The 14,198-nt window shown below is 68.0% G+C and carries 11 protein-coding genes; 7 read left to right on the top strand and 4 right to left on the bottom strand.

Features of this window, described 5'->3' with window-relative positions:
• The first annotated feature begins 153 nt into the window (after positions 1 to 153).
• Positions 154 to 951: a glycine zipper 2TM domain-containing protein gene (locus tag M5C98_RS22925; RefSeq protein ID WP_272549806.1), complete on the top strand. Its 798-nt coding sequence runs from the start codon at positions 154 to 156 to the stop codon at positions 949 to 951.
• A gap of 323 nt (positions 952 to 1,274) precedes the next feature.
• Here the strand turns inward: M5C98_RS22925 and M5C98_RS22920 are convergent, their stop codons facing one another.
• Positions 1,275 to 2,048 carry a ferredoxin--NADP reductase gene (locus M5C98_RS22920; protein ID WP_272549805.1) on the bottom strand — a complete coding sequence of 258 codons (774 nt, stop codon included), beginning with the start codon at positions 2,046 to 2,048 and terminating at the stop codon, positions 1,275 to 1,277.
• 232 nt (positions 2,049 to 2,280) lie between these two features.
• Positions 2,281 to 2,901, bottom strand: coding sequence for a TetR/AcrR family transcriptional regulator (locus tag M5C98_RS22915; RefSeq protein ID WP_272549803.1), 621 nt, complete (start codon positions 2,899 to 2,901; stop codon positions 2,281 to 2,283).
• Positions 2,902 to 3,026: 125 nt separating this feature from the next.
• Between M5C98_RS22915 and M5C98_RS22910 the strand changes: the two genes are divergently transcribed.
• Genes M5C98_RS22910 through M5C98_RS22895 form a run of 4 tightly spaced genes read left to right on the top strand, consistent with a single transcriptional unit; the run spans position 3,027 to position 9,574 of the window.
• A complete protein-coding gene (locus M5C98_RS22910; RefSeq protein WP_272549802.1) occupies positions 3,027 to 4,244 on the top strand; it encodes an efflux RND transporter periplasmic adaptor subunit in 1,218 nt (405 codons plus the stop codon).
• An 18-nt stretch (positions 4,245 to 4,262) separates the two neighbouring features.
• Positions 4,263 to 7,430, top strand: coding sequence for an efflux RND transporter permease subunit (locus M5C98_RS22905; protein ID WP_272549801.1), 3,168 nt, complete (start codon positions 4,263 to 4,265; stop codon positions 7,428 to 7,430).
• 1 nt (position 7,431) lies between these two features.
• The gene (gene adeC, locus M5C98_RS22900; protein WP_272549800.1) at positions 7,432 to 8,883 is read left to right on the top strand and encodes an AdeC/AdeK/OprM family multidrug efflux complex outer membrane factor; all 1,452 of its coding nucleotides are present in this window, start codon (positions 7,432 to 7,434) and stop codon (positions 8,881 to 8,883) included.
• 40 nt (positions 8,884 to 8,923) lie between these two features.
• Positions 8,924 to 9,574: a TetR family transcriptional regulator gene (locus M5C98_RS22895; RefSeq protein ID WP_272549799.1), complete on the top strand. Its 651-nt coding sequence runs from the start codon at positions 8,924 to 8,926 to the stop codon at positions 9,572 to 9,574.
• A 7-nt stretch (positions 9,575 to 9,581) separates the two neighbouring features.
• Here M5C98_RS22895 and M5C98_RS22890 read toward each other — a convergent pair whose 3' ends face one another.
• Positions 9,582 to 10,502 (bottom strand): LysR family transcriptional regulator, encoded by a 921-nt coding sequence (locus tag M5C98_RS22890; RefSeq protein WP_272549798.1) that lies wholly within the window; start codon positions 10,500 to 10,502, stop codon positions 9,582 to 9,584.
• A gap of 107 nt (positions 10,503 to 10,609) precedes the next feature.
• Between M5C98_RS22890 and M5C98_RS22885 the strand changes: the two genes are divergently transcribed.
• The gene (locus M5C98_RS22885) at positions 10,610 to 11,416 is read left to right on the top strand and encodes an SDR family NAD(P)-dependent oxidoreductase (RefSeq protein ID WP_272549796.1); all 807 of its coding nucleotides are present in this window, start codon (positions 10,610 to 10,612) and stop codon (positions 11,414 to 11,416) included.
• 8 nt (positions 11,417 to 11,424) lie between these two features.
• Here M5C98_RS22885 and M5C98_RS22880 read toward each other — a convergent pair whose 3' ends face one another.
• Complete coding sequence (locus M5C98_RS22880) at positions 11,425 to 12,972, bottom strand: YifB family Mg chelatase-like AAA ATPase (protein ID WP_272549795.1); 1,548 nt, start codon at positions 12,970 to 12,972, stop codon at positions 11,425 to 11,427.
• Positions 12,973 to 13,520: 548 nt separating this feature from the next.
• Here M5C98_RS22880 and M5C98_RS22875 point away from each other — a divergent pair.
• A complete protein-coding gene (locus tag M5C98_RS22875) occupies positions 13,521 to 14,183 on the top strand; it encodes a carbonic anhydrase (RefSeq protein WP_272549794.1) in 663 nt (220 codons plus the stop codon).
• Positions 14,184 to 14,198: the final 15 nt, after the last annotated feature.

Genomic DNA, 14,198 nt, shown 5'->3' with positions numbered 1-14,198 from the left:
CGCGACCACGGCCCTTCGGCGCACGTGCCGGTAGGCGCATTCGCACAGTCTTGCCAGGCAAACAGCTACTTACTTTGTTTACAGAACGCCCTGCTGTGTGAAGCGGGGCCGCGTGTACCCTGCCTGCGAAACACCTGAAGAAGGAAGAACACCATGAGTCTCATCGTCCGAAACAATCCTTCCCTTGCGCCTGGGGTCGGCGCCTCCGCTGCCCCTGCCGGGGGCGCATCCGTCAAATGGCTGTGGGCCGCCGTGGGCGCGCTGGGCGTGAGCGTGCTGGCGCTGGGCGCCACCCTGGTCATGCAGCAGCGCGGCGGTGCCTCCCCCGAATCCGCTGCGCAGGTCGCGCAACTGGCTCCCGGTGCCACGCGCACGCCGGAGTCCGAAGTCATCAACGAACGCGCAGGCGCAACGCCTGCACGGCCAGCGCAGCCCCTGGCCCAGAACATCGTGAACCGGGCCCCGGTCCAGCCGCAATACGGTAGCGGATCGGGCGGCGGGTACGACGCCTCTGCCGATGGTGGCCGCCCGGTGGCGATGCAGGCGCAGGCGCCGGTGTGCAGCACCTGCGGGCGCGTCGAGTCGGTGCAGGCGGTGCAACAGGCCGCTCCGGCGACCGGCGTGGGCGCCGTGGCCGGTGGCGTGCTGGGTGCCGTCGTGGGCAACCAGGTGGGCAAGGGCTCGGGACGCACCGCAGCCACCGTGCTGGGCGCCGTGGGCGGCGGCTATCTGGGCCACACGGTGGAGCAACGCACCCGCACCACCACGGCCTATCAGATGCGCGTTCGCATGGAAGACGGCTCGGTGCGCACCTTCACGCGCTCGCAGCCGGTGGCCGAGGGCACGCCGATGCGCGTGGAGGGCCGCAACTTCCGCGTGGACAACCGGCCGCAGGGGCAGGGCGGCTACACGCAAGGTGCGCAGTCGATGCGCGTGGCCAACAACTATTGATCGGCGCGGGCCTGGGCGAAGGCCCGTTCTTTCACTCTCTCACGGGCGGCCATGGCCGCTCGTTGCCATTGGGGCGCGAGCATGGGGCGCAGAGGGGTCGCCGAACCGGGCAGCCGTTGGACCGCCCGGCCTGGGTGCTTCGGCACAGGAGCCGCCGACCACCTTGTGCGCAGGGAAGGTATTCCGTGTTTTGTGCCTCCAGCGCAATCAGTGCTAGGGCGTTATGCTATTAATTCAATAGCAAAAGGTGCGCGCAAGCAAATGCCCCGGCACTTTGCGGTGGGGCCGGCCTGCACACGCTCCGGCCCCTGACCCGCGTCACCTCACTTCTCGACGAAAGCGCGTTCGATCACGAAGTCGCCCGGCTTCGTGGTGTTGCCTTCCTCGAAGTCGCGGTGCTCCAGGATGGCCTTGAGCGACGCCAGCATCTCGGGGCTGCCGCATAGCATGACGCGGTCCACAAGCGGGTCCAGCGGGGGCACGCCCAGGTCGGTGAAGAGCTTGCCGCTTTCGATCAGGTCGTTGATGCGGCCCTGGTTGCGGAACGGCTCGCGCGTCACCGTGGGGTAGTACTTGAGCTGCTTGGACACCGTCTCGCCCAGGAACTCGTGCTGCGGCAGCGTTTCGGTGATGAAGTCGTGGTAGGCCAGTTCCTTGACCTGGCGCACGCCGTGCACCAGCACCACTTCCTCGAACTTCTCGTACGTGTCGGGGTCGCGGATCACCGACAGGAAGGGCGCGAGGCCCGTGCCGGTGGAGATCAAATACAGGCGCTTGGCCGGCAGCAGGTAGTCGATGAGCAGCGTTCCCGTGGGCTTTCTGCCCACCACGATGGAGTCGCCCACCTGGATGTTCTGCAGGCGCGAGGTCAGCGGGCCGTCCGGCACCTTGATCGACAGGAACTCCAGGTGCTCTTCGTAGTTGGCGCTGGCGATGCTGTAGGCCCGCAGCAGCGGCTTGTCGTTCACCTTCAGGCCGATCATGGTGAAGTGGCCGTTGGAGAACCGCAGCGCGGGGTCGCGCGTGGTGGTGAAGGAAAACAGGCGGTCGGTCCAGTGGTGGACGGAAAGGACTCGTTCTTCGTTGAATGCGCTCATGGAAATGGTGGCAGATTGGAGGTGAGACGAAAGAAGCCTTCAGGGACAGGGCCGGTGGCGTGCGGACGCATTGCGCGACCTGGGCTGCCCCCTGCCATGCGGGCAAACCCGTACATTGTCGGGCAAACCGGCCCCGCGGCCTTATGGCATCTGCGCATGTGCTTATGCCAGCCGGGTGTGGCGAGGGCCGGCGGGCGCCGGGGCGCGCCCGCAATCGGCGGTGCGGGGCGCTTCAGGCGCCGTCGGCCGGGTCCACCGCATAGCCGCGCAAGAACACGTCGATGGCCCGGCCGATGGCCTGGCGCAGCTTCACCTTGGACAGGTTGTCCTCCAGACCGAAGAGGCGGGGCGTTGCCGTCTCCGCCTCCATCAGCGCCATGAAGTGGCGCGCCGCGGTCAGCGGGTCGGCCTGCCGCAGCAGCCCTTTGCGCATCTGTGCTTCCAGGAACGAGCCCAGCGCCTGAATGCCCTTGTGGGGCCCGAGTCCGAAGAATCGCTTGCCGATGTCGCTGCGGCCCGATTCGGCGACGAAGGCACGCTTGGCCTGGATGGCCGGCTCGCTGCAGATCACGGCCAGCATCTTCTCGGCGAAGGTCTTCAGTGCGGTTTCCAGCTCGCTTTCGTCTTGCTCGAGCGCAATGAAGAACAGTTCGATGTGCTCCTTGGCCGCGCCGATGGCGACCTCCAGGAACAGCTCTTCCTTGGAGCTGAAATACCCGTACAGCGTGGATTTGGAGCCGCCGACCCGGGCGGCGATTTCCGCCATGGATGCCCCCTCGAACCCCGACTCCGAAAAGACCTGGGAGGCGATTTCAATGATCGCGTCCCGCTTGGCTTCCGTCTTGACGCGCATCTACCGACTTCCGTTTTCTGTGTTCATGCGTCCGAGTATTGATGGGCGAAGAATCGAAGTCAAATTTACTTTACCGTACAGTACGGTTTGTATATCATCGGCGCATTCTTCTTTGGAGATTGCCCATGCAACCCGTTCATCGCCCCTTGCTCACGCTGTCGGCCGCCGCTGCCATGGCCTGCCTGCTCGCCGCTTGCGGCAAGCCCCCGGGCGGCCCGCCTGCGCCGCAGGGCATGCCGATCGTGGGCGTGGTGACCGTGCAGCCGCAGTCCGTGGCGCTGAGCACCGAGCTGCCCGGCCGCACCGTGCCCTACCTCGTCGCCGACGTGCGGCCCCAGGTGGGGGGCATCGTGAAGGCGCGCAAGTTCCGCGAGGGCAGCGATGTGAAGGCCGGCGAGACGCTCTACCAGATCGACCCCGCCACCTACCAGGCCACCTACGACAGCAACGTGGCGGCGCTGGCCAAGGCCCAGGCCAGCCTCAAGACCACCCGGCTCAAGGCCGACCGCTACAAGGAGCTGGTGGCCATCCAGGCCGTGAGCCAGCAGGATTACGACGACGCGGCCGCATCGCTGGGCCAGGGCGAGGCCGACGTGGCATCGGCCCGGGCGAACGTGGAGACGAGCCGCATCAACCTGGCCTACGCGCGGGTCGATGCGCCCATATCTGGCCGCATCGGCAAGTCGAGCGTCACGCCGGGCGCGCTGGTCACCGCCAGCCAGGCGACGGCGCTGGCGACCATCCAGCAACTGGACCCGATCTACGTGGACGTGACGCAGCCCAGCGCCGCGCTGCTGCGGCTCAAGCAGGCCCTGGCCCGAGGCGACCTGCAAAAGGCCGGCGCCAATGCCGCCAAGGTGCGGCTGATGCTGGAAGACGGCAGCGCCTACCCGCTGGAAGGCAAGCTGGAGTTCTCGGACGTCACCGTGGACCAGAGCACCGGCGCGATCACGCTGCGCGCCGTGTTCCCCAACCCGAGGGCCGACCTGCTGCCCGGCATGTACGTGCGCGCCGTGCTGCAGGAAGGCGTGAAGGAGCAGGGCCTGCTCGTGCCGCAGCAGGCCGTGACGCGCGACAGCACCGGCAAGCCCATGGCCTATGTGGTGGGTGCCGGCAACAAGCTGCAGCGCCGCGCGCTGGAAACCGAGCGCACGGTGGGTGACCAGTGGCTGGTGCGCACCGGATTGCAGGCGGGCGACCAGCTCGTGGTGGACGGCCAGCAGCGCGCGGCACCGGGCGCCGAGGTGAAGGTGATGCCCTGGACCCCCAAGGCCGCGGCCGCCACGGCCACCCCCACCGCGCAGGCGGCCGCCCCCGAGGGTGCCAAGAACCCCGCGAACTGATACGCGCGAAAGAACCCCATGGCACGCTTTTTCATCGACCGCCCCATCTTCGCGTGGGTCCTGGCCATCATCGTGATGCTGGCCGGCGCCCTCTCGATCTTCACCCTGCCGATCGCGCAGTACCCGAGCATCGCGCCGCCCGCCGTGGCGATCACGGCCAACTACCCCGGCGCCTCCGCCAAGACGCTGGAGGACACCGTCACCCAGGTCATCGAGCAGAAGATGAAGGGGCTGGACCGGCTGAGCTACATGGCCTCGACCAGCGAGTCATCGGGCCAGGTCACCATCACGCTCACGTTCGACAACGGCACCGACCCCGACACCGCCCAGGTGCAGGTGCAGAACAAGCTGTCGCTGGCCACGCCGCTGCTGCCGCAAGAGGTGCAGCAGCAGGGTGTCACGGTCACCAAGTCGGCCACCAACTTCCTGAACGTGCTGGCTTTCACCTCCGAAGACGGCAGCATGAACGGCTCCGACCTGTCCGACTACGTCGCCGCCAACGTGCAGGACGCGATCAGCCGCGTGGAAGGCGTGGGCGACACGACCCTGTTCGGCTCGCAGTACGCGATGCGGGTCTGGCTCGATCCGGACAAGCTGGCCAACTTCGGCCTCACGCCGCTGGACGTGAAGACGGCCATCCAGGCGCAGAACGCGCAGGTCTCGGCCGGCCAGCTGGGTGCGCTGCCCGCGGCCGGCAACCAGCAGATCAACGCCACCATCACTGCGCAAACCCGGATGAAGACGGCGCAGGAGTTCGAGGAGATCCTGCTGCGCACCCTGACCAACGGCTCGCAGGTGCGGCTGCGCGATGTGGCGCGCATCGAACTGGGCAGCGAGAACTACAGCACCGTCGGCCGCTACAACGGCAAGCCGGCCGCGGGCCTGGCGATCAAGCTGGCCACGGGCGCCAATGCCCTCGACACGGTCCGCGCGATTGACGCGCGGGTGGACGAGCTGCAGAAGTTCTTCCCTCCGGGCATGAAGGTGCAAAAGCCCTACGACACCACGCCGTTCGTGCGCATCTCCATTGAGGAGGTGGTGCGGACGCTGGTCGAGGCCGTGCTGCTGGTGTTCCTGGTGATGTACCTGTTCCTGCAGAACTTCCGCGCCACGCTGATCCCCACCATTGCGGTGCCCGTGGTGCTGCTGGGCACCTTCGGCGTGCTCGCGGCCTTCGGTTTCACGATCAACACGCTCACCATGTTCGCGATGGTGCTGGCCATCGGGCTGCTGGTGGACGATGCCATCGTGGTCGTGGAGAACGTCGAGCGGGTGATGACCGAGGAGGGCCTGTCGCCCAAAGAGGCCACGCGCAAGTCGATGGGCCAGATCACCGGGGCGCTTGTCGGCGTGGCCCTGGTGCTGGCCGCGGTGTTCGTGCCCATGGCGTTCTTCAGCGGCTCGACCGGGGTGATCTACCGCCAGTTTTCCATCACCATCGTCTCGGCGATGACGCTGTCGGTGCTGGTGGCGATGGTGCTGACGCCCGCCCTGTGCGCCACCCTGCTCAAGCCGGTGCCCAAGGGCCACGCCATGGCGACGACGGGCTTCTTCGGCGGGTTCAACCGCGCCTTCGACCGCGGCAACCGCGGCTACCAGGGCATCGTGCGGCACATGCTGGGCAAGGGCTGGCGCTACATGGCGCTGTATGCGGTGCTGCTGGCCGCCGTGGTGTTCGGCTTCATGAAGCTGCCCGTAGGCTTTCTGCCCGACGAGGACCAGGGCACGATGTTCGTGCTGGTGCAACTGCCGCCCGGGGCCGCCAACGCGCGCACCGAAGAGGTCATCCGCCAGGTGGAGAAGCATTTTCTGGAAGACCAGAAGGATGCGGTGGCGGGCGTGTTCTCGGTCTCGGGCTTCAGCTTTGCCGGCAGCGGCCAGAACACGGGGTTCGCCTTCGTCAAGCTCAAGCCCTGGGACGAGCGCAAGGGCGAGGCGCTGAGCGTGTCGGGCGTTTCGCAAAAGGCCGGTGCGTTCTTCGCGACGATCCGCGATGCGCAGGTGTTCGCCTTCGCGCCGCCTGCCGTGTCCGAACTGGGCAACGCCACCGGGTTCGACCTGATGCTGCAGGACCGCGCCAACCTCGGCCACGCCGCGCTCATGCAGGCGCGCAACCAGTTGCTGGGCGAGCTGTCCAAGGACCCGCGCCTGGTGGCGGTGCGCCCCAACGGGCTGGAGGACACGCCGGAGTTCCGCCTGGAGATCGATCCGCACAAGGCCGGGGCGCTGGGTCTGTCGATGGCCGACATCAACAACACCTTCTCGGCCGCCTGGGGCAGCAGCTATGTCAACGACTTCATCGACAAGGGGCGCGTGAAGAAGGTGATGCTGCAGGCCGATGCGCCGTTTCGCATGCTGCCCGAGGACATCGACCGCTGGTACGTGCGCAACAGCGCCGGCACGATGGTGCCCTTCACCTCGTTCGCCAAGGCCAGCTGGGCGTCGGGTTCGCCGCGGCTGGAGCGCTACAACGGCGTGCCTTCCATGGAAATCCTGGGCATGGCGATGCCGGGCGCGGCTTCGAGCGGCGAGGCGCTCGCGATCGTCGAGGCAGCGGTGGCCAAGCTGCCGCCCGGCATCGGCTTCGAGTGGACCGGGCTGTCGCGCCAGGAGAAGGCCTCGACCGGCCAGACCGGCCTGCTCTATGCGCTGTCGATCCTGATCGTGTTCCTGTGCCTGGCCGCGCTCTATGAAAGCTGGGCGATCCCGTTCTCGGTGATCCTCGTGGTGCCGCTCGGCGTGTTCGGCGCGCTGCTCGGGGCCATGCTGACGTGGAAGATGAACGACGTGTACTTCCAGGTGGGCCTGCTCACCACCATCGGGCTGGCCTCCAAAAACGCCATCCTGATCGTGGAGTTCGCCAAGGAACTGTACGAGGGCGGCAAAGGCCTGGTCGAGTCGGCCATGGAGGCCGTGCGCATGCGCCTTCGCCCCATCCTGATGACATCGCTGGCCTTCATCCTGGGCGTGCTGCCGCTGGTGCTGGGCAGTGGCGCCGGGGCGGGCGCGCAGCATGCGCTGGGCACGGCCGTGATCGGCGGCATGCTGTCCGGAACCGTCCTGGCGATCTTCTTCGTGCCGCTGTTCTTCGTGCTGATCGTGGGCCTGTTCCGGCGCAAGCCGGCTGCGCCCAATGCCCAGGCCGCGCATGCCGCCTTGCCACACCCTGCTTCGGAAGGTGCCTGACATGTCCCGCTTTCTCCTTGCTCCCCTGGCCCTGGCCGCTTCCCTGGCCGGCTGCAGCCTGATGCCGGCCTACGTGCAGCCCGCCGCGCCCGTGGCCGCCACCTTCGCGGGCGATGCCGGCACGCCTGCTGCACTGCCGGTGGCCGACATCGGCTGGCGCGATGTGTTCACCGACCCCTCGCTGCAGCGCGTGATCGAGATGGCCATCGCCAACAACCGCGACCTGCGCGTGGCCGCGCTCAACATCGAGCGGGCGCGTGCGCAGTACCGCGTGCAGGACGCGGCGCTGTTCCCGACCGTCAACGCCAGCGGTGGCGGCAGCGGCAGCCGCACGCCGGCAGACCTGTCCGGTGCGGGCCGGCCCGTGGTGGCCCACAGCTACAGCGCCACGGTGGGCTTCAGCGCCTACGAACTGGACCTGTTCGGCCGCGTGCGCAGTCTGAATGCGCAGGCGCTGGAGCAGTTCTTCGCCACGGCGGAGGCCCGCCGCAGCACCCACATCAGCCTGGTGTCCGAAGTGGCTTCGGCCTACCTCACGCTGGCGGCCGACCAGGATCGGCTGCGCCTGGCACAGGACACGCTGGCCAACCAAAGCAATGCCTTCGCGCTCAACCAGCGCAGCTTCGACCTGGGCGTGGCCTCGGCCCTCACGCTGCGGCAGGCGCAGACCAGCGTGGACTCGGCCCGGGTGGATGTGGAGCGCTACACCGGCCAGGTGGCGCAGGACCGCAATGCCCTGGTGTTGCTGGTGGGCGCCGACGTGCCGCCCGAGTGGCTGCCGCAGGCCCTGCCCAGCGATGCCAGCGCGGCATCGAACCCGCTGGCCCAGGTTCCGCCCGGACTGCCATCGGACCTGTTGCAGCGCCGCCCGGACATCCTGCAGGCCGAGCGCACCTTGCGGGCCGCCAACGCCAACATCGGTGCGGCCCGCGCCGCCTTCTACCCGCGCATCAGCCTGACCGCTTCGGCCGGCACCTCCAGCGCGGACCTGTCGGGATTGTTCAAGGGCGGATCGGGCAACTGGACCTTCGCGCCGCAGATCTCGCTGCCGATCTTCGACGGCGGCGCCAACCAGGCCAATCTGGACATCGCCCGCACCGACCGCGATATCGACGTGGCCCAGTACGAGAAGGCGATCCAGACCGCGTTCCGCGAGGTGTCCGATGCGCTGGCCCAGCGCGGCACGCTGGGCCGCCAGCTGGAGGCCCAGCAGTCGCTGGTGGACGCTACGGCCGACAGCTACCGCCTGTCGGATGCGCGCTTCAAGCGGGGGGTGGACAGCTACCTGACGGTGCTGGACTCGCAGCGCTCGCTCTACACCGCTCAGCAGAACCTGATCGGCACGCGGCTGTCGCGCTACACCAACCTCGTCACGCTCTACAAGACGCTCGGCGGCGGATGGGTGGAATCGACCGGAACGCCGGTGGCCGCCGTCGGCGCTACAAGACCCTGATGCCGGCCGGGCACCTGACGTGGCCTGAGCGCCTGCCACCGTGGCCAAGCACACCAAGACCGAAGCGGAGCTGACGCGGGCGCGCATCGTCAGCGCTGCGCTGCAGGCCTTCGCCCGGCACGGGGTGCAAGGCGCCGGGCTGGGCGAGGTGGCGCGGCAGGCGGGGGTCTCCCGCGGCGCGATCTACTGGCACTTCGCCGACAAGACCGCGCTGCTGCAGGAGTTGCTCGGCCGTCTGCGGTGGCCGCTGGACATCGGTACCCGCCTTGATGCTTATCAAAGCGCGGCGCAGCCCCTGTCGCTCCTGCACCGCTGCCTGGCCCGCCAGATCGGCGAGTGCCGCGAAGACCCGGTGCAATGGCCGCTGGCGCAATGGGTGCTGCGCGAAGCCAGCGATGCGGACGGGTGGGAGGGCCTGGGTGCGCGCGCGGCGGCCGCCCAGGCGACGGCCGTTCGCCACCTGGAGGCCGCGCTGGCCGTGGCGGCGCGCAGGGGCCACCTGCGCGAGGGGCTGGAGCCGGCGTTGGCGGCGCGCTGCCTGCATGCCGTCGGGCGCAGCGTGCTGTCCGAACCCGAGGGGGAGGAACCCGATCCGGTCGGGTTCCGGCGGCATGTGGATGCCTGCCTTGGGTTCCTGATGGACGGCATGGCGCCGGGTGGGCCGCGCGCGGCCCTGTTCGCCAGCCCCTGACGCGGGCTCAGGCGAACGCATCGATGTGCGCCACGTGCGCCTCGATCACCTGCGCCATCCAGTCCATCACCACGCGCACTCGGCGGGGCAGGTGGCGGCGGTGGGCATAGAGCAGGGTCAAGGCCATCGGCGGGGCCGGGTGGTCTGGCAGCACCTGCACCAGCGTGCCGCGCTCCAGGTGTGCATGCACCCCGATCAACGGCGCCTGCACGATGCCCAGCCCCGCCAGGCAAGCGGCCTGGTACGCCTCGGCCCCGTTGACGGTGATGGGGCCGGCCATCGGCTGGCGCACCGTTTCGCCCTCGCGCAGGTACTCGAACCCGCCTGACTTGGCGCCCAGCGTGGTCACGTAGTGGATCAGGTGGTGGTGCGCCAGGTCCTGCACGGACTGCGGCCGTCCGGCCCGCGCCACGTAGCCCGGGCTGGCGCAATTGACCATGCGCAACTGCCCGAGCGGCCGCGCCACCAGGCCCGGCTCCGACACGGTGCCCACGCGCACCACGCAATCGAAGCCCTCGCGCACCAGGTCCACGCGGCGGTCGGTGCTGCTGATTTCGATCTCCAGGCGCGGGTGGCGCTGCAGCAGCTCGGGCAATTGCGGCAGAACCACGCGGCGCGCGATGCCGGTGGACATGTCGATGCGCACCCGCCCCCGCAGCGCTTCGCCCCCGGGCTGCTGGAACATGGACTGCAGTTCGTCCACATCGGCCAGCAAGTCTTTGCAGCGCTCGTAATAGGCCTGGCCGTCCTGCGTGAGCTGCACCCGCCGCGTGGTCCGGTGCAGCAACCGGGTGCCGAGCTGGCTTTCGAGCTGTTGCACGGCGACGGAAGCGCCGGCTTTCGGAATGCCGAGCGCATCGGCGGCCTGGGTGAAGCTGGACAGCTCCGCCACGCGGACGAACATCAGCATGCGGTCAAGGGGGTTCATTGTCTTTCTGGGATGAACAAACTGATCGATTTTTGCCGATTTATGGAACGGTGACTGCTCAATAGACTGCCAAGCATTCTGTTTTCATCCCCACTGAAAGGCCTGCCATGACCGCTTCCATCCCATCCACATCCTCCACCGCGTCCTCGGCGGAGGCCGGCGCGCCCATCGCCTTGGTCACCGGCGGAAGCCGCGGCCTGGGCCGCAATGCCGCGCTGCACATCGCCCGGCAAGGCATCGACGTGATCCTGACCTACCGCAGCCAGGCGGCCGAAGCCGAGGCCACCGTGGCCGAGATCGAACGCCTGGGCCGGCGCGCCGTGGCCCTGCCGCTCGATGTTTCGCAGAGCGCAAGCTTCGCCGCGTTCGCCGGCCAGGTGCGCGAAGTGCTGTCGCGCCACTGGCAGCGCGAGCGCTTCGATTTTCTGGTGAACAACGCGGGCATCGGCATCCACGCGGGATTCATGGAGACGACCGAGGCGCAGTTCGACCAGCTCGTCGATATCCACTTCAAGGGCGTGTTCTTCCTCACGCAAAAACTGCTGCCGCTCATGAACGACGGAGGGCGCATCGTCAACGTGTCCACGGGCCTGGCCCGCTTCGCGCTGCCCGGCTTCGCGGCCTATGCCGCCATGAAGGGCGCGGTGGAAGTGTTGACGCGCTACCTGGCCAAGGAACTGGGCCCGCGCGGCATCGCCGTGAACGTGGTCGCCCCGGGCGCCATCGAGACGGATTTTGGCGGCGGTGCGGTGCGCGACAACGCGCAGATGAACGCCTTCATCGCCTCGCAGACCGCGCTGGGCCGTGTGGGCCAGCCGGACGACATCGGCGGCGTGATCGCCTCGCTGCTGCTGCCCGCCAGCCGCTGGGTCAACGCGCAGCGCATCGAGGCATCCGGCGGCATGTTCCTGTAACCCTCAGGTCACGCCGCGCTGCGGTGCAGCACCCGCCGGTACTGCACGGCCTCGGCCACGTGGGCCGGGGCGATGGCCGCGCTGCCCGCCAGGTCGGCGATCGTGCGGGCCACCTTGAGCGCGCGGTGCGTGCTGCGCGCCGACCACGCCAGGCGTGTCGCTGCGGCCTGCAGGAATCGCGTTGCCGCCTCGTCCAGCGCCAGGTGGGTGTCGATCTGCTGGCCCTGCAGCGCCTGGTTGGGCTGGCCCTGGCGGTCGATGGCCCGCTGGCGGGCCTGCACGACGCGCTCGCGCACCGCCGCCGTGGGCTCGCCGGGCGGGGCCTGCAGCAACTCGCCCGGGGGCAGCGCGGGCACTTCCACATGCAGGTCGATGCGGTCCAGCAGCGGGCCGCTGAGCTTGCCCTGGTAGCGTGTGACTTGGTCGGGTGTGCAGCGGCAGGTGCGCTGGCCCGAGCCGAGAAAGCCGCAGGGGCAGGGGTTCATGGCTGCCACCAGTTGGAAGCGCGCCGGGTATTCCGCCCGCTGCGCCGCGCGTGCTATCGTGATGCGGCCTGTCTCCAGCGGCTCGCGCAGGGCTTCCAGCGCACTGCGGGCGTACTCCGGAAACTCATCGAGAAAAAGGACGCCGTGATGGGCGAGCGAGATCTCGCCGGGCCGCGGAGGCGAGCTTCCGCCAACCAGTGAAATCGCGCTGCAGGTGTGGTGGGGCGATGCGGTTGGCCGAGCACCCCATCTTTCCGGGCCGAAGCGGCCGGCCAGGCTCGCGATGGCCGCACTCTCCAGGGCCTCGTCCACCGTCATGGGCGGCAGCAGCCCGGCAAAGCGGTGCGCCAGCATCGATTTTCCCGATCCCGGTGGGCCGACCAATAACAAGCCGTGGCCCCCGGCAGCGGCAATCTCCAGCGCCCGCTTTGCGGCGGCCTGACCCTTCACGTCGGCCAGGTCCGCCTCCGGCGCTCCCGATTGCAGCGGCGACGCCTGCAGCCGCACGAAACCATCCCCGGCCGGCTCGGCGGGTGCATTGGCATGGGCCGAGACGGGCAGGAAGTGCTGCACCACGTCGAGCAGGTGGCGCGCCCGGTACACCTCGGTGCCGGGCACCAGGGCGGCTTCCTCCGCGCTGCCGGGCGGCAGCACCATGCGCACGGCCACGCCAGCCGAGCGCAGGGCCAAGCTGGTGGCGAGCGCGCCGCGCACGGGGCGCAGTTCGCCGGACAGCGACAGTTCCCCCGCGAATTCATGGCCCGCCAGGCGTGCGCTGTCGATTTGCCCGCTTGCCGCGAGAATGCCCAGCGCAATCGGCAAATCGAACCGGCCGGAGTCCTTTGGGAGATCTGCTGGCGCGAGGTTGACCGTGATTTTCTGGTTATGGGGAAACTCCAGCCCGGCGTTCTGCAGCGCCGAGCGCACCCGCTCCCGCGCCTCCTTCACCTCCACATCCGCCAAACCGACCAGCGTGAAGCTGGGCAGCCCGTTGGCCAGATGCACTTCGACCGTCACGCACGGGGCCTGCAGTCCCAGCAATGCCCGGCTTTGCACCAAAGCAAGACCCATGGTTGATTTTCTCCCTCGTTGGAAAGCCGGCTCGCGGCCAGCGCCTGAATTGCGAAGGGCGAGGATATAGGCAATCACCCCATGCCGACACGGCGGCGATCGCTTCGAACGCCGTGTCGGCCTGGTTGGGACCTCCTGCCCCCCCGATGGGCGAGCAACGGCGGGCAGGGGTGAAGGACGCTTCAACGCAATTTTCCGGTTCGGTGGTCGTGCCTGTCTTTGAATGCATGCACTCGTCGGGGTTAATCGCGGACGACCTTTGACATTCAATGGTTAATGCAATCGAAGGGTCTTTCGATAAAAGATAAACCCACGTTTAATAATGTACATCTCCGTACTTTATTGATGGCTTGAATATTATTTTCACTCGATGGATTAAATAAATTTTCCTTATATCAAGTGAAATCTGGCGAAGTGGCGGGCCAATTTTTCGCGTCACACGAAAGCAAATGAAACATAAAAACCCCATATTTAGAATATGCGCGGTTTTTGATCTAGCCTAATACCGTGTTGCACTGCAGCATCTAATCAACAACACGGAGGTTTCCATGGATCTGACCACGCGTCTCATGCTTCAAAACCGCGCCTGGGCTGACGAAATGACGTCACGCGATCCGGCATTTTTCGAGAATCTGGTGGCTGGCCAGCAGCCGCGCGTCTTCTGGATCGGGTGCGCCGACAGCCGCGTGCCCGCCGAGAGCGTCACCAATGCGCTGCCGGGCGAGCTGTTCGTTCACCGCAGCGTGGCCAATCTGGTCCGCCCGGACGATCCCAACATCATGAGTGCGCTGCAATACGCCCTCGACGTGCTCCAGGTCCAGTACGTGATCGTCTGCGGCCACGAAGGGTGCGGCGGCGTCCGGGCTGCGCTGATGCCGGCCGACAGCGCCGTACCGGCGCGGGGCGACTATCTCGCCGAGCATCTGCGCCCGCTGCGGGCCCTGTACCGCCGCCGCGCGGGCGAGATTGATGGCAACACCGCCCCCGATCCTGCCGATGACGATGAGGTCGCGGCCCGGGTGGGCCGGTTCGTCGAGCTGAACGTGGCCGATCAGGTCCACACGCTCGCGGCCACGCCCCAGGTGCAGCGGGCGTGGCAACGCGGGCAGCCCCTGCGGCTGCTGGGCTGGGTCTATGCCTTGCGCGACGGGCGCCTGCGCCAGGTGCTGGACATCGACGCCGACAGCATCCAACTGGCCGCAGCGGCCTGACGCGAAGGAGTACCC

It is taken from the genome of Acidovorax sp. NCPPB 3576, from assembly GCF_028473605.1.
In the GTDB taxonomy this organism is placed as follows: domain Bacteria; phylum Pseudomonadota; class Gammaproteobacteria; order Burkholderiales; family Burkholderiaceae_C; genus Paracidovorax.
Note: the sequence above shows the minus strand (reverse complement) of the source record. Positions and strands in the feature narration are given on the sequence as shown.